This window comes from Roseitalea porphyridii (genome assembly GCF_004331955.1).
Taxonomy (GTDB): Bacteria; Pseudomonadota; Alphaproteobacteria; order Rhizobiales; family Rhizobiaceae; genus Roseitalea; species Roseitalea porphyridii.
Genome location: NZ_CP036532.1, coordinates 3,349,941 through 3,372,650, shown reverse-complemented (window position 1 = coordinate 3,372,650; position 22,710 = coordinate 3,349,941). Strand labels below are relative to the sequence as shown.

At 66.1% G+C, this 22,710-nt stretch carries 25 protein-coding genes and 1 tRNA gene; 8 read left to right on the top strand and 18 right to left on the bottom strand.

The features are described 5' to 3' along the window. Positions 1 to 38 precede the first annotated feature (38 nt). The 3 genes from E0E05_RS16480 to obgE all read right to left on the bottom strand — a co-directional run bounded on the left by E0E05_RS16480 (position 39) and on the right by obgE (position 3,562). Positions 39 to 1,325 (bottom strand): glutamate-5-semialdehyde dehydrogenase, encoded by a 1,287-nt coding sequence (locus E0E05_RS16480; protein ID WP_131617680.1) that lies wholly within the window; start codon positions 1,323 to 1,325, stop codon positions 39 to 41. A gap of 65 nt (positions 1,326 to 1,390) precedes the next feature. After that, positions 1,391 to 2,506 carry a glutamate 5-kinase gene (proB, locus tag E0E05_RS16475; RefSeq protein WP_131617679.1) on the bottom strand — a complete coding sequence of 372 codons (1,116 nt, stop codon included), beginning with the start codon at positions 2,504 to 2,506 and terminating at the stop codon, positions 1,391 to 1,393. 3 nt (positions 2,507 to 2,509) lie between these two features. Further along, complete coding sequence (obgE, locus tag E0E05_RS16470) at positions 2,510 to 3,562, bottom strand: GTPase ObgE (RefSeq protein WP_131617678.1); 1,053 nt, start codon at positions 3,560 to 3,562, stop codon at positions 2,510 to 2,512. Between the two features lie 121 nt (positions 3,563 to 3,683). Here obgE and E0E05_RS16465 point away from each other — a divergent pair, with 121 nt between their 5' ends. After that, a complete protein-coding gene (locus E0E05_RS16465) occupies positions 3,684 to 4,511 on the top strand; it encodes an endonuclease/exonuclease/phosphatase family protein (RefSeq protein ID WP_244597822.1) in 828 nt (275 codons plus the stop codon). 19 nt (positions 4,512 to 4,530) lie between these two features. Here the strand turns inward: E0E05_RS16465 and E0E05_RS16460 are convergent, their stop codons facing one another. The 3 genes from E0E05_RS16460 to E0E05_RS16450 form a co-directional block, all read right to left on the bottom strand. Further along, positions 4,531 to 5,139, bottom strand: coding sequence for a GNAT family N-acetyltransferase (locus E0E05_RS16460; RefSeq protein ID WP_039723259.1), 609 nt, complete (start codon positions 5,137 to 5,139; stop codon positions 4,531 to 4,533). Between the two features lie 103 nt (positions 5,140 to 5,242). Further along, positions 5,243 to 5,503: a 50S ribosomal protein L27 gene (gene rpmA, locus E0E05_RS16455; protein WP_131617677.1), complete on the bottom strand. Its 261-nt coding sequence runs from the start codon at positions 5,501 to 5,503 to the stop codon at positions 5,243 to 5,245. 125 nt (positions 5,504 to 5,628) lie between these two features. Next, entirely contained in the window at positions 5,629 to 6,324 is a 696-nt protein-coding gene (locus E0E05_RS16450; protein WP_131617676.1) for a 50S ribosomal protein L21, read from the bottom strand. A gap of 354 nt (positions 6,325 to 6,678) precedes the next feature. Between E0E05_RS16450 and E0E05_RS16445 the strand changes: the two genes are divergently transcribed. Continuing rightward, a tRNA-Ser gene (locus E0E05_RS16445) sits at positions 6,679 to 6,768 on the top strand. A gap of 99 nt (positions 6,769 to 6,867) precedes the next feature. Here the strand turns inward: E0E05_RS16445 and E0E05_RS16440 are convergent. The 3 genes from E0E05_RS16440 to E0E05_RS16430 all read right to left on the bottom strand — a co-directional run bounded on the left by E0E05_RS16440 (position 6,868) and on the right by E0E05_RS16430 (position 8,704). Continuing rightward, positions 6,868 to 7,875 (bottom strand): restriction endonuclease, encoded by a 1,008-nt coding sequence (locus E0E05_RS16440; RefSeq protein ID WP_192900422.1) that lies wholly within the window; start codon positions 7,873 to 7,875, stop codon positions 6,868 to 6,870. 149 nt (positions 7,876 to 8,024) lie between these two features. Further along, a complete protein-coding gene (locus tag E0E05_RS17940) occupies positions 8,025 to 8,372 on the bottom strand; it encodes a DUF2924 domain-containing protein (RefSeq protein ID WP_428977604.1) in 348 nt (115 codons plus the stop codon). Between the two features lie 152 nt (positions 8,373 to 8,524). Continuing rightward, positions 8,525 to 8,704, bottom strand: a complete 180-nt coding sequence (locus tag E0E05_RS16430) for a DUF3489 domain-containing protein (protein ID WP_131617675.1) — start codon at positions 8,702 to 8,704, stop codon at positions 8,525 to 8,527. A gap of 211 nt (positions 8,705 to 8,915) precedes the next feature. Here E0E05_RS16430 and E0E05_RS16425 point away from each other — a divergent pair, with 211 nt between their 5' ends. Together E0E05_RS16425 and E0E05_RS16420 are read left to right on the top strand one after the other, a co-directional pair. Beyond that, positions 8,916 to 9,770, top strand: a complete 855-nt coding sequence (locus E0E05_RS16425; RefSeq protein ID WP_244597817.1) for a ParB/Srx family N-terminal domain-containing protein — start codon at positions 8,916 to 8,918, stop codon at positions 9,768 to 9,770. Continuing rightward, on the top strand, positions 9,653 to 10,021 hold the full coding sequence (locus E0E05_RS16420; RefSeq protein ID WP_342212209.1) for an ABC transporter permease: 369 nt from the start codon (positions 9,653 to 9,655) through the stop codon (positions 10,019 to 10,021). The genes E0E05_RS16425 and E0E05_RS16420 overlap by 118 nt, the downstream gene beginning before the upstream one ends. Positions 10,022 to 10,429: 408 nt before the next feature. Here E0E05_RS16420 and E0E05_RS16415 read toward each other — a convergent pair whose 3' ends face one another. Genes E0E05_RS16415 through atpD form a run of 9 tightly spaced genes read right to left on the bottom strand, consistent with a single transcriptional unit; the run spans position 10,430 to position 17,048 of the window. Then, the gene (locus tag E0E05_RS16415; protein WP_131617674.1) at positions 10,430 to 11,335 is read right to left on the bottom strand and encodes a F0F1 ATP synthase subunit gamma; all 906 of its coding nucleotides are present in this window, start codon (positions 11,333 to 11,335) and stop codon (positions 10,430 to 10,432) included. Beyond that, complete coding sequence (locus E0E05_RS16410) at positions 11,322 to 12,866, bottom strand: alternate F1F0 ATPase, F1 subunit alpha (RefSeq protein ID WP_280176646.1); 1,545 nt, start codon at positions 12,864 to 12,866, stop codon at positions 11,322 to 11,324. Before E0E05_RS16410 ends, E0E05_RS16415 begins: the two co-directional genes overlap by 14 nt. Then, positions 12,859 to 13,740, bottom strand: coding sequence for a F0F1 ATP synthase subunit B family protein (locus E0E05_RS16405; RefSeq protein ID WP_158629401.1), 882 nt, complete (start codon positions 13,738 to 13,740; stop codon positions 12,859 to 12,861). Before E0E05_RS16405 ends, E0E05_RS16410 begins: the two co-directional genes overlap by 8 nt. Next, positions 13,662 to 13,943, bottom strand: coding sequence for a F0F1 ATP synthase subunit C (locus E0E05_RS17430; RefSeq protein WP_063718552.1), 282 nt, complete (start codon positions 13,941 to 13,943; stop codon positions 13,662 to 13,664). Before E0E05_RS17430 ends, E0E05_RS16405 begins: the two co-directional genes overlap by 79 nt. A gap of 2 nt (positions 13,944 to 13,945) precedes the next feature. After that, positions 13,946 to 14,674: a F0F1 ATP synthase subunit A gene (locus E0E05_RS16400; RefSeq protein WP_131617672.1), complete on the bottom strand. Its 729-nt coding sequence runs from the start codon at positions 14,672 to 14,674 to the stop codon at positions 13,946 to 13,948. A gap of 3 nt (positions 14,675 to 14,677) precedes the next feature. Then, complete coding sequence (locus tag E0E05_RS16395) at positions 14,678 to 14,977, bottom strand: ATP synthase subunit I (protein ID WP_131617671.1); 300 nt, start codon at positions 14,975 to 14,977, stop codon at positions 14,678 to 14,680. Next, positions 14,970 to 15,272 carry an AtpZ/AtpI family protein gene (locus E0E05_RS16390; protein WP_131617669.1) on the bottom strand — a complete coding sequence of 101 codons (303 nt, stop codon included), beginning with the start codon at positions 15,270 to 15,272 and terminating at the stop codon, positions 14,970 to 14,972. Before E0E05_RS16390 ends, E0E05_RS16395 begins: the two co-directional genes overlap by 8 nt. Next, the gene (locus tag E0E05_RS16385) at positions 15,269 to 15,625 is read right to left on the bottom strand and encodes a F0F1 ATP synthase subunit epsilon (protein ID WP_210215734.1); all 357 of its coding nucleotides are present in this window, start codon (positions 15,623 to 15,625) and stop codon (positions 15,269 to 15,271) included. The genes E0E05_RS16390 and E0E05_RS16385 overlap by 4 nt, the downstream gene beginning before the upstream one ends. 7 nt (positions 15,626 to 15,632) lie before the next feature. Next, the gene (atpD, locus tag E0E05_RS16380) at positions 15,633 to 17,048 is read right to left on the bottom strand and encodes a F0F1 ATP synthase subunit beta (RefSeq protein ID WP_131617667.1); all 1,416 of its coding nucleotides are present in this window, start codon (positions 17,046 to 17,048) and stop codon (positions 15,633 to 15,635) included. Between the two features lie 359 nt (positions 17,049 to 17,407). Here atpD and acsA point away from each other — a divergent pair, with 359 nt between their 5' ends. The 4 genes from acsA to E0E05_RS16360 are packed head-to-tail and all read left to right on the top strand — an operon-like array spanning position 17,408 to position 22,615. Further along, positions 17,408 to 19,153 (top strand): acetate--CoA ligase, encoded by a 1,746-nt coding sequence (gene acsA, locus E0E05_RS16375; RefSeq protein ID WP_131617666.1) that lies wholly within the window; start codon positions 17,408 to 17,410, stop codon positions 19,151 to 19,153. Then, on the top strand, positions 19,150 to 21,144 hold the full coding sequence (pdhA, locus tag E0E05_RS17755) for a pyruvate dehydrogenase (acetyl-transferring) E1 component subunit alpha (RefSeq protein WP_131617665.1): 1,995 nt from the start codon (positions 19,150 to 19,152) through the stop codon (positions 21,142 to 21,144). The genes acsA and pdhA overlap by 4 nt, the downstream gene beginning before the upstream one ends. 2 nt (positions 21,145 to 21,146) lie before the next feature. Then, a complete protein-coding gene (locus E0E05_RS16365; RefSeq protein ID WP_131617664.1) occupies positions 21,147 to 22,376 on the top strand; it encodes a dihydrolipoamide acetyltransferase family protein in 1,230 nt (409 codons plus the stop codon). After that, positions 22,373 to 22,615 carry an acyl carrier protein gene (locus E0E05_RS16360; protein ID WP_131617663.1) on the top strand — a complete coding sequence of 81 codons (243 nt, stop codon included), beginning with the start codon at positions 22,373 to 22,375 and terminating at the stop codon, positions 22,613 to 22,615. Before E0E05_RS16365 ends, E0E05_RS16360 begins: the two co-directional genes overlap by 4 nt. Positions 22,616 to 22,710 lie beyond the last annotated feature (95 nt).

Genomic DNA, 22,710 nt, shown 5'->3' with positions numbered 1-22,710 from the left:
GGCTGTCCCCTGCGCGCCGGGCCGGCGTCAGTTGATGGTCAGGGCCGCGTCTGGCCGGACCCGCGAACGCGGTAGTTGAACGAGGTGAGCTGCTCGACGCCGACCGGCCCGCGCGCATGCATCTTGCCGGTGGCGATGCCGATCTCGGCGCCCATGCCGAACTCTGCGCCGTCGGCGAACTGGGTCGAGGCGTTGTGCAGAAGGATCGCCGAATCGATCTCGCCCATGAACCGTTCGACGGCGCCCGCGTCCTCGGCGACGATGGCCTCGGTGTGGTTGGACGAATGGCGCGCGATATGGTCGATCGCACCGCCGACCCCGTCGACGAGGGCGACCGATATGATCGCGTCGAGATATTCGGTCGTCCAGTCCGCATCGCTCGCCGGTTCGGCCTTCGGCCACGCGGCGCGCACCTGGGCATCGGCGCGGATCGCGCAGCCGGCCGCATCGAGCGCGTCGAGGATCGGCGCCAGCATGGTGCCCGCCGCCTTGCGGTCGACCAGCAGCGTCTCGGCGGCGCCGCAGATGCCGGTGCGGCGCATCTTCGAGTTGACGACGATGTTCACGGCCATGTCGCGATCGGCGGACGCGTCGACATAGATGTGGCACAGCCCTTCGAGATGGGCGAAGACCGGCACGCGCGCATCGGTCTGAACGCGCTCGACGAGGCCGCGCCCGCCGCGCGGCACGATCACGTCGATCGATCCGCCAAGACCCTTGAGCATTTCGCCGACGGCGGCGCGGTCGGTGACGGGGACGAGCTGGATCGCGTCGGCGGGAAGGCCCGCCTTTTCGAGACCGTCGACAAGGCAGGCATGGATTGCGCGCGAGGAGTGGACCGAATCCGAGCCGCCGCGAAGGATCACCGCGTTGCCCGCCTTCAGGCACAGCGCGCCCGCGTCGGCCGTCACGTTCGGCCGGCTCTCGTAGATGACGCCGATCACGCCGAGCGGGGTGCGCACCCGCTCGATGTGCAGCCCGTTCGGCCGGTCCCAGGCGGCGATGACGCTGCCGACCGGATCGTCGAGCGCGGCGATCGCGCGGACGCCCTCGGCCATGGCGGCGATGCGGTCGGGCGTCAGTTCGAGCCGGTCGAGAAAGGCGCTTGATAGGTTCGCCTCGCGCCCCGCTTCCATGTCGGAACGGTTGGCGGCGAGGATATCGGCCTGGCCGTCCATCAGCGCGTCGGCCATGGCGTTCAGGGCGGCGTTCTTCTGCCCGGTGGTGGCGATCGCCAGTGGCGCGGCGGCGACGCGCGCTCGCGCGCCCATGTCGGCCATCAGGGCCGCGATGTCGATGTTGGCATTGTCCGCGCGGGTCAGCATGGGATCGATCCCCTTTTCCAAGGCCCGTCTTTTACATGGCGCCCCGAACGAGGGCAACGGCGCGATCAGGCGCTGGCGTTCATGACGAGATCGTCGCGGTGCACCATGGCGGCGCGCGGCGCATGGCCGAGGATCGCCTCGATCTCGTCGGTCTTGCGGCCGGCGATGGCGCGCGCCTCGCCGGCATCGTAGGCGGCAAGGCCGCGGGCCACCTCGTCGCCGCCCTCGACCGTGATGGCGACGGTGTCGCCCCGGGCGAAATCGCCCTCCACCCGGCGCACGCCCGCCGGCAGCAGCGACTTGCCCTGCCGGAGCGCCCTGAGCGCCCCGGCATCGACGGTCAGCCGGCCGCGCGGCTCGAGCTTGCCGACGATCCAGCCCTTGCGGGCGGAGACGGGCGCTGGCGAGGGCGCGAACCAGGTGGCGCGCGCGCCCTCTTCGAGCGCCGTGAGCGGATGGTTCAGCGTGCCGCGCGTGATCACCATGGCGGTGCCGGCGCTGGTCGCGATCCGCCCGGCCTCGATCTTGGTGCGCATGCCGCCGCGCGCCGTTTCGGATGCGGAGTCGCCGGCCATGGCCATGATCTCCGGCGTGATGGCGGCGACGTGCGCGATGTGCTCGGCTTCCGGGTCCTGCGAGGGCGGGGCCGAATAGAGACCATCGACGTCCGACAGGAGGACCAGAAGGTCCGAATTCATCATCACGGCGACGCGCGCGGCGAGCCGGTCATTGTCGCCATAGCGGATCTCGCTGGTCGCCACCGTGTCGTTCTCGTTGATCACGGGAATGGCGCCGAACTTCAGGAGCGCGCCGATCGTCGCGCGCGCGTTCAGGTAGCGGCGTCGCGTTTCGGTGTCGTCGAGGGTGACGAGCACCTGGCCGGTGGTGATCGCGTGACGGGCGAGCGAGGCGTTCCAGGCATGGGCGAGGGCGATCTGGCCGGTCGCCGCCGCCGCCTGGCTCTCCTCCAGCTTGAGCGGTCCGCGCGCCAGCGACAGGATCGTCCGTCCGAGCGCGATCGCCCCCGACGAGACGACGAGGATGTCGTGGCCCTTGGCGGCCAGGCTCGCCAGATCGTCGCACAGGCTGTCGAGCCAGCCGGCGCGCAGGCCATGCACGCGGTCGACGAGCAGGGCCGAACCGATCTTGACGGTGATGCGCTTGTGGGCGGCAAGGCTCACGGCTCAGTGCTCCCCGTCGAGCGGCTGCCAGGGCTCGGCCTGCTCCTCGGCCTTGCGATCGGTGTCCCTTGCCTGCTCGATCACCGCCATCAGCGCGCGCAGCGTCTCCTCGACGCCCTCGCGGGTGGCGGAGGACAACAGCAGCGGATCGCGGCCGCTGACGGTCTTGAGCCGGGCGGCCTTTTCGACACGCATCGCCTCGTCGGCAAGGTCGATCTGTGACAGCGCCAGCACCTGGGGCTTTTCGGCAAGGCCGTGGCCATAGGCCTCCAGTTCGTCGCGCACGGTACGATAGGCCGCTTCCACATCGTCCTCGCGCGCCGAGATCAGGTGCAGCAGCACGCGGGTGCGCTCGATATGGCCCAGGAACCGGTCGCCGATACCGGCGCCGCTCGAGGCGCCCTCGATCAGGCCCGGAATGTCGGCCATCACGAATTCGCGTGCATCGATGCGCACGACGCCCAGATTGGGATGCAGCGTGGTGAACGGATAGTCGGCGATCTTCGGCTTGGCCGCCGTCACGGAGGCAAGGAAGGTGGACTTGCCGGCATTGGGCAGGCCGATGATGCCGGCGTCGGCGATCAGCTTGAGCCTGAGCCAGATCCAGCGTTCCTGCCCTTCCTGGCCGGGGTTCGCCCGGCGCGGCGCCTGATTGGTCGAGGACCTGAAATGGGCGTTGCCGAAGCCGCCATTGCCGCCCCGCGCCAGAAGGTGGCGGTCCCCCACCGCGACGAGATCGCAGATCAGCGTCTCGTTGTCCTCTTCCAGAACCTGCGTCCCGGCCGGAACCTTCAGCACCATGTCGGGCGCGCCGGCACCGGTGCGGTTCTTGCCCATGCCGTGCGCGCCGGTCTTGGCCTTGAAATGCTGCTTGTAGCGGTAGTCGATCAGCGTGTTCAGCCCTTCGACCGCTTCCACCCAGACATCGCCGCCACAACCGCCGTCGCCGCCGTCCGGGCCGCCGAACTCGATATACTTCTCGCGACGGAACGATACCGCTCCGGCGCCGCCGTCGCCCGATCGGATGTAAACCTTGGCCTGGTCGAGGAATTTCATCGCAGTGTCACGCTTGCCGCTGTATGGGTCGGCGGGTCGGGCGGGAGCCGGCCACGGACGGCAGTCTGTAGCCGATCGGACCGGCTCTTGCGAGTGTTATCGAACGGGCAACGGGGATGCCATGACGATCAGCGCAGTCAGCTACAACATCCAGTACGGCATCGGACTCGACGGTGGCTTCGACCTCGACCGGATCGTGGCCGCGGTGCGCGCGGCCGACGTGATCTGCCTGCAGGAGGTCACGCGCGGCCACCCCAAGACCGGCGCCATCGACATGGCGGCCGCCATCGCCGAGCGCCTGCCGGAGCATTTCTCCAGCTACCATCCGGCGGCCGATGTCGATGCGGGGAGCGCCATGGAAGACGGGCGCGCGGTGAACCGCCGGTTCCAGTTCGGCAACATGGTGCTGGCGCGCTGGCCGCTGAGAGCGGTCCGGGGCCACCTGCTGCCCCGAACCTGGCGCAAGGACAAGCTGAACCTGCAGCGCGGGGCGCTCGAGGCGCTGATCGACACGCCGGTCGGGCCGATCCGGTTTCATTCGATCCATCTCGACCATGTCGATGCGCGCGAGCGCATGGCCCAGGTCCGTGCCGTCAGGGCGATCGCCGACCACTACGCGCAGACGGGGGGCGCGATCACCGGCGCGCATGTCTACGGGCTGCCGGAGGTGGACGATCGCGGCGATTTCGTGCTGATGGGTGACTTCAACTGCGAACCGGATTCGGACGAGTACGGCTTCATGGTCGAGGACGGATCGGTGGTCGATGCGACCGCCGCCGACCCGGGCTGGAGCTGGCGGCCGATGTACGATCAGCCGGCGGCGGCCAAGCAGCGGCTCGACTATGCCTTCTGCAACCGGGCGCTGGCCGAGCGGGTCTCCGGCGTGCGCATCGATCGCGATGCCGAAGGCTCCGACCATATGCCCGTGTGGATCGAGATCGCCGGCTGAAGCGGGCGACGAGGCCCGTTCAGCCGGTTTCGACCTTGCGGGCCAGCCAGTTTTCCCGGCTCAGCCGATAGCGCTCGATGGCGACGCGCCCGGCGGCGATCGTGTCGATCTCGTCAAGGCCGGTGAACTCGAAGCCCTGCTTGATCAGCACCTGGCGCGAGCGCGGATTGACCGTCCGCGAGCCGGCATAGATGACGTTTGTGCCGGTTACCCGGAAGGCGAGATCGACCACGGCGCTTGCCGCTTCGGATGCATAACCCTGGCCCCACCAGGCGCGGCCGAGCCAGTAGCCGACTTCCAGATCGCCCGAGGGCGGCCGGTTGGTCACCGCGCACATGCCGATCAGGCGGCCGGTCTCGGCGATCGTGACCGCATAGACATAGCCCTCGACCCGGCCGTCATGGACGGCGTTGATGTATTTGACCGCGTCCGCGCGCGTATAGGGATGCGGCATGCGCGCGGTCATTTCCGCGATGTCGCGGCTGTTGGCGATCACCGCCAGTTCGTCCGCATCGTCGAGCACCGGCATGCGCAGAACCAGACGCTCGGTGGTGAGCACCGGCGTATTCAGCGAAAAGGACCGCCGATCGGGCCGAAAGGCGTCTGGCTTGTTTGCGGTACTGATCATGGGTCGTGTCCGAATCAAAAAGGGGAGTTGGTTGCGTCCCAACTCCCCGTTCACGAATGGTGCAATCCCGGGTGTTGGAACGCCGGGTGCCTGGGCTGCCCGGTCAGTCGGCGGCCGCCATCACCGATACGTAGGTGCGGCCGTTGGCCTTGCGGCTGAACTCGACGGCACCGTCGGTGAGGGCGAACAGGGTATGGTCCTTGCCGATGCCCACATTGGTGCCCGGGTGCCATTTGGTGCCGCGCTGGCGCACGATAATGTTGCCTGCGGTCACCGACTGGCCGCCGAATTTCTTCACGCCAAGACGTTTGGACTCCGAATCGCGACCGTTGCGCGACGATCCACCAGCTTTCTTGTGTGCCATGTCTTCAATCTCCTGCCGCGAACGGCTCTTCTTCTTTTCCGAACCGGCACATGCTCCTTATGGGCATTTCCGGCGGGGGGTTCAAGGGCGAAGCTGTTGTGCAGCGCACCTTCGGAGCGGGCCGGTCAGCCGGCCATCTGCTTGGCCTGAGCCTGCCAGTCCTCGATCTGCGCGGCGCTGAACGGCATCGCCTCGTCGATGCGGGCAATGTCGTCGGCGCTGAGCGCGGCGATCTGCGCAAACGTGGTGATGCCCTGCTCGTTGAGCTGGCGCTCGGCGACCGGACCGATGCCCTTGATCTCGGTCAGCTTGTCCTTCTCGCCCTCGGGGGCAGTGAACAGCGGTGCATCGGACGCCGACGTCGCCGTATCGTCCTTGGCGGGTGCCTTGTCGTCCTTGGCGGGTGCCTTGGCCGGGCTTGCCTTTTCGGCCTTCTCGGGTTTGGCGGGCGCGGCGTCGGCGGCCGCTGCAGCCTTCCTGGCTGCCGGCTTCCCGGACGGCTTGGCGCCGCCGGTGAGAATCTCGGAGATGCGCACCGTGGTCAGGTACTGCCGGTGGCCGCGCTTGCGGCGCGAATTCTGCCGGCGGCGCTTCTTGAAGGCGATCACCTTCTTGCCGCGCCCCTGGGTGACCACCTCGGCGGTCACCATGGCGCCGTCGACGCGCGGGCTGCCGATGGTGACGTCGTCACCGTCGCCCACGGCGAGCACTTCATTGAACTCGACCATCTCGCCGGCATCGCCGTCGAGCTTTTCGAGGGTGAGCACATCGTCGGTGGCGACGCGATACTGCTTGCCACCGGTCTTGATGACTGCGAACATCGTTTTTTCCTTTCGTGTTCGGCCCGGCTCTGGCGCGATCGCCGCCCCGATCCTGCGGAGCGCCCGGCACGCCGGCCGTCTTCTTGTTCAGTCGTTCCGGTTGTCGTTCTGTCGTTCCATTGGCGGGGCCCGCCGCTTGTCCGGCCGGGCCGCTGTTCCTATCTGGCGGGCGTAGTCGGTTCGCGCAACCGCGACCCGCGCCGCACCAAAACACAGCGGCGCGGAATGCCCGCGCCACGCTGGCCGTTCCTATGATCGGCGGGCGGCGAAAAGTCAAGCGCCGGCGGCCAACAATGGCCCTGAGCGGTCTTGTTTTCGCCCGTCCTTGGCGCTAGAGAGCGCGGCACCGCGTGCGGAGAGGTGGCTGAGTGGTTGAAAGCGCCGCACTCGAAATGCGGTATAGGGGCAACTCTATCGGGGGTTCGAATCCCTCCCTCTCCGCCATTGCTCGCCGAGTTCACCCGTTTTTTGAAATGGTTATGGGATTGTAATACGGGCGTGCCCCACAGTTTGCCCCACTCGCTAAGACTGTGACTTCGCCCCTTATTCCTCCGCCACAACATCGGGAATATAGGCCTGCCTGAGCGGAATAAGGGTTCGATATCGGGCCGAAAACTTGGCGTAGTTCTCCATGAACAGTCGGACGAGTTGCTCGCCGTCTATCAGCCGGAGTTTGGGTCGGTTGCGTTCCAATGCCCGCGCGGCCCGGCTATATGAGCCAAGCGTGACGAATAGCGCGCACTCCCCTTCGCCTAATGTGCCGAGCAACTGGCTGACTTCAGGCTCGCCAATCTGATCGGTGCGTCGCTTGCATTGGACCTTTATGATCGGAGGTTCGAAACCGAGCTCGTCGGTATGGGCGATCACATCCACTCCGCCATCGCCGGTCTTCTCGGAAACGCGTGCCGTGTAGCCCATGCATTCGAGAAGGTGCGCCGTGAAATGCTCGAATTCGAAACCACTCAACCCATTGTGCAGTCTTCGAACCACGAAATCCTGTGTTGTCTCGACGGCTTGCCGCGACACCGTTCCAGTGACGCTGTCATCATCGGCCGAAGCGACCTCTTCGGCCTCCGCTTGACGCGGGGAAGCCAGAGCAACCTTGGCAAGGAACTCGGCCACGTGCGTCCGCACCGAAAAGAGCGTCAGGAACGATCCGATTTCATAAAGAGCGGATTGCGAGAAATCGCTGCGTGGAAAGTGACCGAGCCATTCGACCCTGCGCCGGTTCGGCATTTCGTCGACAGGCACATGCTCGATTTCGCCTGTGAAGCGGCCGATGTTGACCTGGCGGTCATGCTTTGATGGATAGATGACGACATCGCCGGCCTCGATTTCGTGCACAAAGCGGAAGAGGACGCCGGCGGTAACCGGAATGCTGCCTTCCTTAAGGTCAGGGTAGGCCTCGGCCACCGCCGCCTTCACCGCCTCCCGGCTCGCACCGATTTGGCGCAGATCGCCAAGCTCGGGCCAGCCAATTGCCACAAAGCCCTGTTCCACTGCATCGAAGCCCAAGCTTTCGGGCATGTGCACGCCCCATACTGCGGACATCGATTTCCCCCGTTTGTGACTTTGCGTTGGCCTCTATTGAACGAAGCATAGCGGCATTTCTTGTTTCCAGGCCACATCAACACTTGGCTTGTCCCAAGCTTCCGCGCGCCTGATTGCAATTGCGTCGGTCGCCACCGATCGGCTACGCATTAGCGATGTCCGGGGAAAACGCCACCGTCGATCACGACGCGCTCGAACGGCTGATTGCCGATGTCACCGCCTCCGGTGGCGCGGAGATGGCGAATGCGCAGCCCTTCATCGAGCAGCTGACAGCGGGTGCCGGCAATGGCGGCGGCCGCCGCCGACAGGCTGGGATAGAGCGTGCCATCAAAGCGGAACCCGTCAGCCTCGACGACCACCTCGACCATCGTGCCCTTCCATTGACGCCTGAGGCGGGCACCGATGCCAAGATCGAGCCCCTCGGCCTGAACGGGCCCGCGCTTGCGCAACTGCTTGCGTGCCTTGGCATCAAGACCGCCCAGCTGTGCGGCTTGCAGCCGCCAGGCCAGCGACAGGCGGAGCAGTTCGACCGATCGCAGCTTGGGCGGCGGTCCTTAATGATGGCGCCATCGGGCGCGCAGACCATCGAGATCGGCATCGTCGAGCTCTGCGATGAGGGCGCTCAGCGCATCGGGGTCGTGATGAGGCCTCATGGCGTCACCGCGATCCGGTAGCGGCGGACGCCATCGGTTTTGTCGGAGACGATCTGGTGCCCCTTGCGCTTGAGGCTGCCGGCAAGGGCGCCGCGGACCGAATGGGCCTGCCAACCGGTCAGTGTCATCAACGCTTCAAGACTGGCGCCATTGGGCTTTGAGAGCTGCGGAACGATTCTGTCGAGCTTGGTCGGCTGGCCGGCGGGCCGGGCTTGCCTGCCGCAGAACGTCCGCCGGCCTTGTCAGCGCCGCGATTGCAACGCGGTTCGACGTGATCCGTTCGGGCGTCCGGCCGGTCGGTCTGGGTTTTTGGTGATGGCATGATCTGCTCTCCTCGATTGGGCGGCGAGGGCCGCCGTTACCGAGAAGAGCCCGGCGTGCCAGGCTGTGGACAACTGTGCTCGGCTTGCCGCCAAAGTCCAGCGGGATTTGCCAGCAGATTTTGGCGGCGCGACGGATCGGTCCATGCTGCGGCCAACAAACGAGAAGACACGCAAGAGGCGTGCCCATGACCGTCGGTCACAAAGTGCCATCGGACCTGACCGTCGTCTGTCGACCCCCTCCGAGCTTCGGCCCTTCAAACACAATGCGCGCACCCATCCCAGGCGGCAGATCGACCAGATCGCGGCCTCGATCGAGGCGTTCGGCTCTGTCAATCCGATCCTGATCGACCCTGACGGCGAGATCATCGCCGGCCATGGGCGGCTCCTGGCAGCCAAGCAGATCGACCTTGGCCGCGTGCCGACAATCACGCTTGCCGGTATGTCCGATCGTCAAAAGCGCGCTCTGAGGTTGGCCGACAACAAGATCGGGCTGAACGCGTCCTGGGACACCGAGATGCTGCGGATCGAGCTGGGTGAGCTGTCAGCGCTCGACAGCGAGATCGGTGTCGATCTGACCGGCTTCTCCCCGGGCGAGATCGATGTTGCCCTGACCATGGCGGTCGACCCGGACGATGAGGCCATCCCGCCGGTGCCAGCCGACCCGGTCACGCAACCGGGCGACATCTGGCAGCTGGGCGAACATCGGCTCGGCTGTGGCGATGGCGGTGATCGCGCCTTCCTGCGCGCGGTCATCGGTTCGGACCAGCCGATCGACGCGAGTATCCGCGCGCTGCCGATACGCTGGGCATCAATGTCTATCAGACCCGCTACATCAACGTCACCGTCGCGGGCATGGTCGCCGGTTTCGGCGGGGCATGGTTCACGCTTGGCTCGGTCGGACGGTTTCACGAGAACATGACCGGTGGCCGCGGCTTCATCGGCCTTGCCGCGATGATTTTCGGGCGCTGGCATCCGGTTGGCGCGTTGCTGGCCGCGCTCGTCTTCGGTTTCGCCGACGCCATGCAGCAGAAGCTGGCATTGCTGCAAACACCGATCCCGTCGGAGTTCCTGGCCATGTCGCCCTACATCGCGACGATCATCGTGGTGGCGGGCATTGTCGGCCGCTCACGACCACCCGCCGCGGACGGCCAGCCGTACATCAAGGAATAGGTGCCCGACGGGTATCAGCGGCGCCCCAGCCGCCGCACTTTAACGTCTGCGGCAACTGGGCCCGCTTCGGCGGGGCTTCTTCTTTGTTTCGGACCAAGTTCGCGGCTTCTTGGACTGATGCAAAGCCGAATGAACCCGTTCTTTGCGTCGCCATCAGGCCGAACGACGTGGCCAAGACTAGCGTGCGCCTGAAGGTGAAACCAGCGTGACAGTGGCGCAACGGGGCCCGTCGAACCGACAGGGCCACCGGCGTTTGGCCGCAAACGCCGCGGCTTCACGGACCTCGCTCGATCGCTGTTCGTTGTCGGACCATTGCCCCCCGGTCAGCATCCGAGGCGTCCGCTAGAGCTGATCTCTGCTTTTCGGTGGGGCTGTTGTGACCCGGCGAGTTTGGCTCTGCCTAGAACGCTACCGCCGGGCACGCACCGACTCGAACCCGGCAACGACGTCGAGCAACTCCCGCGTGATCGTCTCCTGGCGCTTCTTGCGGTACTGCGCTTGCAGGACCTCGCGTCGGTCGTCGATGTTGCGTTCTGCGTTCTGCATGGCCGCGAGGCGGGAGGCGTGCTCGCTGGCCAGCGATTCCGCAAGCGACTGGTAAAGCCTGACGAACAGAAATTGGCCGATGAGCCAGTTGAACAGCCGCGCCGCATCCATACGAAAAAGGGGTAGTCCGCGCGATGGCCAGTCTTGGCGGGATAGCCCGTCCAGATAGTCACGCGGAACCGGCAGCACGGCGCGCCGGACCGGTTCGGCCAGCGCATGCTCGTTGCGTCGGTTGAAGACGATGTCGACCCTGTTTGCGCCTTCATCGGAAGACCAGCGATCGACCTCAATGGCCACCTTTTGCACCGAGCCGGCAAGGCCGGCGATCGATCCGGGCAGCATGAACAGCCGGTCGGCCGGGTGCCCAGCTGCCTCGAGCCTTGCGGCGGCGCGCAGTCCGACAACGCAGAGCAGCGGACGCGCCTGCTCCCCGTTCGAGGCCACCGCGTCGATGGCGAGCCTTGCGTGGCGCGCGATCCGGTCGTTGAAGCGCCCGCAAAGGCCGCGATCCGAGCCGATGACAATCAGCGCGTGGCGTCGCCCCGGCGGCCGTTCGCCGCGGGTCGGTAACCAGCCACCCTGCCGCCGCCGGTCGCGCAACACCGCCCTCAGGCCGAGCTCGATCGCCCGCTCGTAGTCGCTCATCGCTTCGACGGCGTGCTCGTATTGGCGGATCGATGCCGACGAAAGCGACTTCATCGTTCGAACGATGGACTTGATGTCCTCGGTCGTGGCGAGCCGGGCCGATAGTGCTTCAAGCGTCTCCATCGCCGTCCTCGTCCTGCCGGGCCGGTCTGAAGGCTACAAGTGCGGTGTCCATCTCCGTGACCAGCGCCTCGCGGTCGGCCTCTTCGAGATCACCGCCGCGTTCGATCCGCGCGCAGATCTCCGGGCAATGGCGTTGCGCGGCTTTCCGCGCGGCCTGCTCGGCCTGCCTGATGCGGTCGACCGGAATCTCGTCGAACAGCCCCTCCGTCGCGGCCAGAAGCCCGGCGATCTGCTCGGCGACCCCCAGATGCTCGCGTTCGGCTTGCATCAGCACCGCACGCACGCGCCGTCCGCGGGTGAGCCGGGCCCTGGTATCCTCGTCGAGCTGCGTCCCGAAGCGCGCGAAGCTCTCGAGCTCTTCGAACTGCGAGTAGGACAGGCGTAGATCGCCGGCCACGGCACGGTAGGCCGGGAGCTGGGCCTTGCCGCCGACGCGGCTGACCGATGCGCCGATGTCGATGGCCGGCAGATGTCCCTTTTCGAACAATTCGGGCGAAAGGTAGACCTGCCCGTCGGTGATCGAGATCAGGTTGGTGGGAATGTAGGCGGAGATGTTCTGCGCCTGGGTCTCGATGACCGGCAGCGCGGTCAGCGAGCCTCCGCCATATTCGTCCTTGAGCCGGGTCGAGCGTTCCAGAAGCCGCGAGTGGATGTAGAAGATGTCGCCCGGATAGGCCTCGCGTCCCGGCGGTCGGCGCAGCAGCAGCGACAGTTCGCGATAGGCCCGGGCATGACGGGTCAGGTCGTCATAGACGATCAGCACGTCGCGGCCGGCGGCCATGAACGCCTCCGCCATCGTGGTAGCCGCATAGGGCGCAATGAATTGCAGGCCCGGCGCGTCCTCTCCGCCGGCGACGACGACGATGGAGCGGTCGAGCGCCCCGCCGTCCATCAACGACTGAACGACACGCGCCACCGCCGAAGCGCGCTGGCCGATGGCGCAGTAGATCGAGAGCACGCCGGTATCGCGCTGGTTAAGGATGGCGTCGACGCCGATCGCTGTCTTGCCGGTCTGCCGGTCGCCCAGGATCAGTTCGCGCTGCCCCCGGCCGATGGGTATCGCCGCGTCAATCGCCTTGATGCCGGTGGGCAGTGGCTGGTCGACCGGCGCCCGGTGGATGATGGGGGCGGCGGGTCTTTCAATCGGCATGCGTTGGTCGGCGCGGATCGGCCCGCGTTCGTCGATGGGCCGGCCAAGCGCGTCGACGACCCGGCCGACCATCGCCTCGCCCACCGGCACATCGACGACGCGGCCGGTACGGCGGACCTTTTCGCCGGGTCGGATCCGCGACGCGTCGCCAAGGACGATCACGCCCGTGCGCTCTTCGCCGAGATTTGAGGCAATGCCCATCTCTCCGCTGGTGAATGTGACCAGTTCGTCCGCCCGAAGGTCCGTGAAGCCGGCCAGTTCGGCGATGCCGTTGCCGACATTGAGCACGCGCGCGACCTCGGCGATCTTGAGGGCCGGCCTGGTGTCTGCAAGCACCTCTTCCATCCGGCCGAACAGATCCTCGCTGAACCGCTCAAGCACGCGATGGCTCCTGCGCTTCGATCCGGCCAGCACGGCCGGCCGTCTCCAGCGCTTCGGCGACGAGTGTCTCGACCCGGTCCAGGTATTCGCCCGCAGACCATTCCAACGTCTGGTCGCCAACGGTCAACCGCACCCCCATCAACACGTCCTCGGCCGTCCGATAATTCACCTTCATGCCGTCTGCGATCTGCTCGTGAATCGCGCGCGTGATGCGTGCGCGCACCGGCGCGGTCAGCGTGACGCCGCTTTCGACCAGTGCCGGATTGCGGGTTCTTGCGGCGGCCTCGGCAAGCCGCTGGCGGTCGTCGTCGCCCAATGCCTCGAGCCTCAAGCCGAACTCCTTGGCGACCTGACCGGCGAGATCGGCATCGGCGAAGTCGGCGAGAATTCTGCGTGTCGTTTCCTGGACATGGCGCGCCATGCGCTTGCGCAGGGCCTGCGCGACATCCTCACGCTCCTCCTGCAGATGCTCGGCCCAGGCGCTGCGCCTTTCCTTCATCTCGGCACGTATCTCCTCTTCCAGCCGGGCGCGCATGCTTTCGGCCTCGCGTCGTGCCTCCTCAATGATTGCCGACTTGCGATCGTCCAGTTCCCGCTGCTTGTCCCGCCAGGCCTGCGCCTCGTCCTCGGCATCCTGCCGGGCGGACTTGGCACCGGCGAGCCGGGCCTCGATACGCGCTTCGCGCCGTGCCATCGCGATAATGATCGGCCGGTACAGGAACCGCTGAAGCAGCCATACCAGGATCAGGAAGTTGACGATCTGGGCCGTGACGGTCAGCCAGTCGATGTGCACGGCTAACCTCCCGTGGCGGCTTGTGTTGCGGCGGCCGTGAAGGGATTGGCGAAAATCAGGATCATCGCGACCACGAAACAATAGATCGCCGTCGATTCGATCATCGCCAGGCTGACGAACAGCGTCCGGGTTATGGTGTTTGCTTCGTCGGGCTGTTGGGCGATCGCCATCAGCGCGTTGGAGGCGGCGCGTCCCTCGGCGAGGGCCGGGCCGATCGAGCCGATGGCGATGGTCAGCCCGGCGGTGACGATCGACACGATGGCGATCCATGTGGCGGCGTCCATGATCATCTCTCCTGTTCCGTTTCGGTTTTTTCGCCGCTGGTCGCCCGTCCGCCATCCTCGTTCCGCTGACGCGTGCGGGTGGCCGAGGCGATGTAGACCATGGCCAGCACGGCGAAGATGTAGGCCTGGATCAACCCGGTCAGCAGCCCCAGAAGCTGCATCATCACCGGAAAGAAGAACGGCGCGACGGCAATGAGTATGCCGACGATGATCGTCCCGCTCATCACATTGCCATAAAGACGGATGGCCAGCGCCAATGTCCTCGAGAACTCCCCGATCAGGTTGAACGGCAGCATCAAAGGCGTTGGCTGGATGTAGTTGCGCAGATAGGCGCCCAGGCCGCGCTGGGCGATGGTGAAGACCGGCACGGCGATCAGCACGCAAACGGCTAGCGCGGCGGTCGTCGACAGCGAGCCGGTCGGAGGCTGGTAGCCGGGGATGATCGTCAGCAGGTTGGCCGTGGCGATGAACAGGAACAGAGTCCCGATGAACGGCAGATAGCGCGCCGGCTCGTGTGCACCGACATCGGCGATCTGGTCGCGGATGCCCGAAACGATGACCTCGAGCATGACCTGCCAGCGCGAGACGGTCTCGCCCTCCGAAAGGCGCGCAGTGATCGACCATGAGCCTAGGACCAGCAACGCCATAATGGCCCAAGTGAAGACGATTGTGGCGTTGAGCCGCCAGTCGCGCCATTCCAAGAGGATCCATTGGTCGGGACTGATATCCATCGCTCAGCGCCCCTCGAACCCGCGCTTGACCAGCCGGGTCGCGGCGATCCGCGCCGTAACAAAGCCGACAACCGCCACCGCCAGGTCGATCAGTCGGCCATCAGCGACGTTGAGGAACCACGCCGTTGCTACAACAATCAATGCCAGGCGGCCGAGCGCGCCGGCGGCGAAGACCCAGATCCTGCCGTCATGAATGAGTTGGTTGACCGAGAGCCAGAGCAGGCGGGCATGAAGCGCGCCAACAACGGCACCGCCCGCCAGGGCGAGCGCCAGGGTCGCAACAGACTGGGCGTCTTCAATCATCGCGACTCTCCCGCTGCACCCAGAACCAGGCGTTCAGACAGCCCAGTGCGACGCCGGCGAACAGGCAGACCAGCGTCCACGAGGTGTCTGAGGCGATGCGCCCGTCGAGCCAAAGCCCCAGCGCGATGCCGGCCACCGTCGGCACCGCCACCGCCCAGCCGACAAGCCCGAACAGACCAAGGCCGAACCATGGGCTTTCCGAATGCGCGCGTTCCGCCCTTTGCTTGCGCCGAGCCTTGTGGGCGATCTGGGTGGCTTCGTCCCGGTCGGTGTTGTCGTCTTCGTTCGTCGTCATGAGGGCAAATCCAGTTCGCGGAACCGGCGCACCATCTGGGCTTCCAGGCGCGCCAGAGCTGCTCGTGCGGCCCGTTCGGTTTCATCGGTCTGCCTGAATTCGGCGGCGACGCGCCGCCGCAGTCTTTCTAGATCGTCGCTGAGCACGGCGCCACGCGTCGAGACCAGCACTTCCGCGCCGCATTTGACCAGCGTGCCTGAATTGATCCCGGCATAGTGCTCACGGCCCTGTCGATCCTCGTAGACGAGGATTCCGGGAACGAGCTGCGTGACGAAGTCGACATGTAGGGGCAGCATGCCGAAGGCCCCGTCCGGACCCTCGGCCACGATGCGGCTGACCGGCTGGTTCAGCATTATCCGGTCAGGAGTCACGATCTTGAGCCGCATCGCCGAGTGCCTTCCCGTTGTGTTCCAGTTCTTCGACCGAACCGATCATGTAAAAAGCGCCTTCCTCACGGCCCGCCAGCTCGTCGGCGAGTATCCGCTCGCACGACGTCAGCGTGTCCTCCAGATCGACGAACCGGCCCGCTTGCCCCGTCATCTGTCCGGTCGAGAAGAAGGGCTGGGTCAGGAACCGTTCTAGACGCCGCGCGCGCCGGACCGTCGCCCGGTCCTTTTCGGACAGTTCCTCGAGCCCCAGCATCGCGATGATGTCCTTCATGTCCTCATATTCGGCGAGCGTGTTGCGTACCGCGCGCGCGACCCGGTAGTGGCGATCGCTGACCGCGCCCGGGGTCAGGATCTTGGAGAAGGACTTGAGCGGGTCGATCGCCGGGTAGAGCCCTTCGGAGGCCTTCTTGCGCGACAGCACGATTGAGGCCGAAAGGTGCGAGAAGGTATGCGTGGCGGCCGGATCGGTGAAGTCGTCGGCGGGTACGTAGACGGCCTGGATGGACGTCATCGTGCCGCGGTCGGTGGAGCAGATGCGTTCTTCGAGTTCGGCAAGCTCGGTGCCGAGCGTTGGCTGGTAGCCGACGCGTGACGGAATACGGCCCAGAAGGCCAGAGACCTCTGAGCCGGCCTGGACGAAGCGAAAGATGTTGTCGATCAGCACCAGCACGTTCTGTCGTTGGTCGTCACGGAAATACTCGGCCATGGTCAGCGCGGCGTGCCCGACCCGGAAACGAATGCCGGGGCTTTCGTTCATCTGCCCAAACACCATGACGGTTCGGTCAAGAACGCCGGCCTGATGCATTTCGCGATAGAGCTCTTCTGCCTCGCGGCAGCGTTCGCCGATGCCGCAGAACAGGCTGATTCCCTCATATTCGGCGACCATGTTGTGAATCATCTCGGTAATCAGAACGGTCTTGCCAACACCGGCGCCACCGAACAGGCCCGCCTTGCCGCCCCTTTCGAGCGGGCTCAGCAGGTCGATGGCCTTGATGCCGGTATGGAACATCTCCCCTTCGACGCGCCGGTGGGCCAGCGGAACCTTGTGGCCACGGATCGAGCGGCGCGGGAGGTCTTCGAGTGGTGCCTTGCCGTCGATCGTCTCGCCGAAGATGTTCAGCATGCGGCCGAGCAACTCTCCCCCCACAGGCACGGTCAGCGGCCCGCCTGTGTCGCGCACGCCAAGCCCCAGACGCAACTCCGGCGCTGGATCGAGAACCAGACCGCGCGCGGTGTCGGCGCCCGGAAGGCTGGAAACCTCGATCGTCATCGCCGGCTCTGACAGGGTGACCAGCCGGGAGCCGATTTCCGGTACCGCGTCCGAGAAGCGGATGTCGGCGATACCGCCCTGAAGGGAAACGATGTGGCCGATCTGGTCGCCGGTCAATTCGGATCACTCCCCGCATGTACAGTCGTCGTGGCTGGCGGCCCCGCTCGCCCGCTCGTAGGGGCGAACCGCTGCCGGCCACAAAGTATCACACTTGCGCGACTCCCGGCTGCCTGACCTGCGCGCATCGTCGCAATGCTTGATGTGAAACTGAATTAGCGCCGCCGGCCTGTCCTTGATCAAGGTTAATGCCGTGGTCGATAATCGACAGCGGCGGCGGGCCGCGGGCAGCCGTGGGTGCCCACCCGAATTCGGCCGTTTACACGGCGATGTCACCCGGCCCGATCGCTTGACCTAGGTCATGTCGCGCTGTCCGGCCCTGCTGCACGGTTGGTTCGTGCAGCAGGGAGGACTGCGGCATGGAGGAGATCATCACCAAGGGCCGCCAGGAGCGGGCGGGCGCGGCCATGGCCGACCCGGACGCGACACGCGCGGCGTTTTCCTGGGACGACGCACAAGCGCTGCTCGATGGCCTGCCGGGCGGCGCGTTAAACATCGGCTATGAGGCCATCGATCGTCACGTTGAGCACGGCTATGGCGATCAGGTCGCCATGCGCTGGATCGGCAAGGATGACAGCCGGCGCGCGCTGACCTATGCCGACATGGCGGCTTTGTCGTCGCGCTTTGCCAACGTGCTCCGGGATCACGGCATCGAGCGTGGGGACAGCCTGTTTGCGCTGATGGGCCGGGTCCCCGAACTCTACGCGGCGGCAATCGGCGCGCTGAAGGCGGGCATGGTGTTCACGCCGCTGTTCTCCGCCTTCGGGCCCGAGCCGATCCGCACGCGCATGGAGATCGGCGAAGCCAACGTGCTTCTGACGACCGCCGCGCTCTACAAGCGCAAGATCGCGCCATGGCGCGACGAAATTCCCTCGCTGAAGCTGGTGCTGATTGCCGACGCGGACGAGGCGCCGGAAGGGTGCGTGGCGCTGGGCCCGGCCCTGGATTCGGCCTCGGACAAATTCGAGGTGGTCCACACGCGGCCCGAGGACACCGCGCTGATCCATTTCACCTCGGGCACGACCGGCAAGCCCAAGGGCGCCGTCCACGTCCACCAGGCCGTGGTCTATCACGCCCATTCCGGCCGCTACGCGCTCGAACTCAAGCCGGGTGCGGTCTACTGGTGCACGGCCGATCCGGGCTGGGTGACGGGCACATCCTATGGCATCATCGCGCCGTTCGTGCATCGGGTGACGATGATCGTCGACGAGGCCGAGTTCGATCTGGAGCGCTGGTACGGCATAGTCCGGGACGAGAAGGTCGAGATCTGGTATTCCGCGCCGACCGCGATCCGGATGATGATGCGCGCCGGCGCCGAGGCGGCCGCACCCTACGACTTCTCCTCGCTGCAATTCCTGGCCAGCGTTGGCGAGCCGCTCAATCCCGAGGCCGTCATCTGGAGCAACGAGGTGTTCGGCCGGCCCTTCCACGACAATTGGTGGCAGACCGAAACCGGCGGCATCATCATCGCCAACACGCGCGCCATGGACATCCGGCCCGGCTCGATGGGCAAACCGCTGCCGGGCATCGAGGCGGCCATCATCGACCGCGAGGACGGCGCGGTGCGGCCTTGCGCCCCTGGCGAAATCGGCGAACTGGCGCTGCGCCCGGGCTGGCCGTCCATGATGCGCGCCTACCTTCACGAGCAGGCGCGTTACGACAAGGCGTTCGCCGGCGGCTGGTACTTTTCGGGCGATCTCGCCATGGCCGACAAGGACGGCTATTTCTGGTTCGTCGGGCGCGCCGACGATCTGATCAAGTCGTCCGGCCATCTGATCGGCCCGTTCGAGGTGGAAAGCGCGCTGATCGAGCACAACGCTGTCGCCGAGGCCGGCGTGATCGGCGTGCCCGACGAGACCGCCGGGGAATTGGTCAAGGCCTATGTCACGCTCAACCCGGGCTTCGAGCCGTCTGAGGACCTGGAGCGCGCCATCCGCGGCCATGCCCGCAAGAAGCTTGGGCCTGCCGTCGCCCCGCGCGCGATCGTCTTCCGCAACACGCTGCCCAAGACCCGCTCGGGCAAGATCATGCGGCGGCTCCTGAAGGCACGCGAACTGGGCCTGCCCGAGGGCGATATCTCGACACTGGAGACCGACGAGACATGAGCGTCATCGACAAGCCGCGCCTTGACCATGCGCACATGCTCTCGCTGCTCGAGAGCATGATCCGCATCCGCCGCTTCGAGGACAAGTGCGCCGAACTCTACACGCAAAAGAAGATTCGCGGCTTCCTGCACCTTTACGACGGCGAGGAAGCGATCGCGACCGGCACCATTCCGGTGCTCAAATCCGAGGACCGGATCGTCGCCACCTACCGGGAGCACGGCCATGCGCTGGTCCGTGGCGTGCCGATGACCACGGTCATGGCGGAGATGTTCGGCAAGGCCGAAGGCTGTTCGGGCGGGCGCGGCGGCTCGATGCACCTGTTCGACAGCGCCACCAACTTCTATGGCGGCAATGCCATCGTCGGCGGCGGGCTGCCGCTCGCCGGCGGTCTGGCGCTGGCCGACCGGATGCTGGGCACCTCCAACGTCACCGCCTGCTTCTTCGGCGAGGGCGCGGTCGCCGAGGGCGAATTCCACGAGACGCTGAACCTTGCCAAGCTCTGGAACCTGCCGGTCCTGTTCGTGTGCGAGAACAATGGCTATGCGATGGGCTCGGCGCTCGCACGAACCGAGGCCGAGACCGACATCCACGCAAAGGCCGCCGCCTATGGCATCGAGGCCGAAGTGGTCGACGGCATGGATGTGGTCGCCGTCGAGGCGGCGGCGCGGCGGGCCATCGCGCGAATCCGTGAGACAGGGGCGCCGGTGTTCCTGGAGTGCCGGACATATCGCTTCCGCGCCCATTCGATGTTCGACGCCCAGCTCTACCGGCAGAAGGAAGAGATCGAGGCTTGGCGCCCGAAGGGTCCGATCGTGCGCTTCCAGACCTGGCTGCAGGCCAACCACCTCATCGACGAAGCGGAGATCGGGCAGATCGAGCAGCGCGTCGATGCCGAGATCGCCGAGGCGGTGACATTTGCCGAAAACGGCACGTGGGAGCCGGTCGCCGATCTCGAGACGCACGTTCTGGGCGAACAGCCCGCGCCGCCCGCCCCGGTCGCGCCCTCGGGCGAAACGGTCGCCATGACCTATCGGGAGGCGGTCCGACAGGCGATCATGGACGCGATGATCCGCGACGAACGGGTCTTCCTGATGGGCGAGGATGTCGGCGCCTATGGCGGCTGCTACGCGGTCTCCAAGGGCCTGATGGCCGAATTCGGCGAAGAGCGCATCCGCGATACGCCGCTTTCGGAATCGGGCTTCACCGGCGCGGGGATCGGCGCGGCGGCGGCCGGCATGCGCCCCATCGTCGAACTGATGACCGTCAATTTCAGCCTGCTGGCGCTCGACCAAATCCTCAACACGGCGGCGACCATGCGGCACATGTCGGGCGGCCAGTTCGGCGTGCCGCTGGTCATCCGCATGGCGACCGGGGCGGGCAAGCAGCTTGCCGCGCAGCATTCGCATTCGCTCGAGGGCTGGTACGCGCACATTCCGGGGCTGAAGGTCCTCGCGCCGGGCACGGTCGAGGACGCGCGCGGCATGCTCTGGACCGCGCTCGAAGACCCCGATCCCGTTCTGATCTTCGAAAACGTTATGCTCTACAACCGCGAGGAACAGATCCACGCTAACGCCGGGCCGGTGGACATCTCAAGGGCCATGGTTCGACGCAAGGGCAGCGATATCTCGCTCATCACCTATGGCGGCAGCCTGCACAAGGCGATGGAAGCGGCCGAACAGCTCGTCGGCGAGGGCATCGAGGCCGAGGTGATCGATCTGCGCTCCCTGCGCCCGCTCGATGACGAGACGATCATTGCTTCGGTGGCCAAGACCCGCCGGGCGCTGATTATCGATGAGGGCTGGCGCACCGGCTCGCTCGCCGCCGAGATTTCGGCGCGGATCATGGAGCAGGGTTTCTGGCATCTTGACGCGCCGGTCGGCCGGGTATGTTCGGTTGAGGTGCCGATCCCCTATCCGAAGCATCTCGAGGATGCTGCGATCCCGCAGGTGCCGTCGATCGTGGCGGGCGCCAGAGCCGTGCTGGGGCGTTGATCATGGGCGTTTTCGCCATGCCGTCGCTCGGCGCCGACATGGACGCCGGTACGCTTGTCGAATGGATGATCAAGCCGGGCGACGAGGTCAGGCGCGGCGATGTGGTCGCCGTGGTCGAGACGCAAAAGGGCGCCATCGAGATCGAGACGTTCGAGGCCGGCACGGTGCGCGAGCTGACCGCGGACATCGGCCAGAAGCTGCCGGTCGGCGCGCCGCTCGCGGTGATCCTCGCCGAGGGCGAGGAGGCGCACGAGGTCGCTGCGCCGGAACCGGAAGTGGCCGAAGCCGCTGCGCCCACCGCGCCTTCGCCGCCAGCCAAGCCGGAACCACCAAAGGCGCGGCCCGTGCCAGCGGCCGCTCCGCCGCCGGGCGGGGTCGCAGCCTCTCCGGCCGCGCGCAAGCGGGCGGGCGAACTCGGTTTGAAGCTTCAGGACATCGCCGGGTCCGGCCCTGGCGGCGCGGTCCTGCTTGAGGATGTCGATCGGGCGGGCGCCGCCAGACCCGCGCAAGGACCTGCCGAAACCGAAAAGCCTTCGCCTACGCCGGAAGCTGCGGAAAAGCCATCGCCCATGGCCGAAATGCGCAAGGCGATCGCCGCCGCCATGAGCCGGTCCAAGCGCGAAATTCCGCACTTCTATGTCAGCCAGACGATCGACCTTCAGCCGGCGACAGCGTGGCTGGAGGCCACCAATGCCGGACGGAAACCCGCAGACCGGCTCCTAATGGGCGCGTTGTTCGTGCGGGCGGGCGCGCTTGCCGCCGCGCAAGTGCCGACGGTGAACGGCCATTTCACCGACATTGGATTTGTGAACTCCGAGTCGGTCCATGCTGGCGTTGCGATTGCGCTTCGTGGCGGCGGACTCGTCGCGCCGGCCCTGTTCGACGCCGAGACTAAATCGCTCGACGCGATCATGGCCGACATGCGCGATCTGGTCACACGTGCCCGGGCCGGTCGCTTGCGCGGCTCGGAAATGATCAAGGGCACGATCACCATTTCGGCGCTGGGCGAAATCGGCGCGGAAGCCATGACGGGCGTGATCTTTCCGCCGCAGGTCGCCCTTGTCGGCATCGGCGCGCCGCAGCGACGGCCCTTTGTGGTCGACGAGAAGGTCGTGCCGCGCGAAACGGTCACCGTGGTCCTATCGGTCGATCATCGCGTGTGCGACGGACGCCAGGCTGCGAAGTTCCTGGCGGTGTTCGATGAACTGATGCAATCGCCGGAGGCGCTATGAAACCGCAGGAAATCCGTGCCGCCTACCTTGAAGAATTGAACAGGGTCGCGCCCGACATCGATCCCGAAACTGTATCGGACAATGATCACATTCAGGACGATCTGGAACTCGATTCCATGGACGTGCTCAATCTGGTGACCGCGCTACACACCCGTTTCGGCATCGAAATCCCCGAAAGCGACTATCCGCAGATCGCTACCCTGGCGCTCGCGGTCACCTATATGGGCAAGGCGGCGTAACCTGCTATCGGTCCTTGGCGGACTTCTGGTCGTCGAATACCTGTTTGCGACAATGTCATGTGTGGACGGCCCCGGTTTAGCAAGGGTTGATTTGA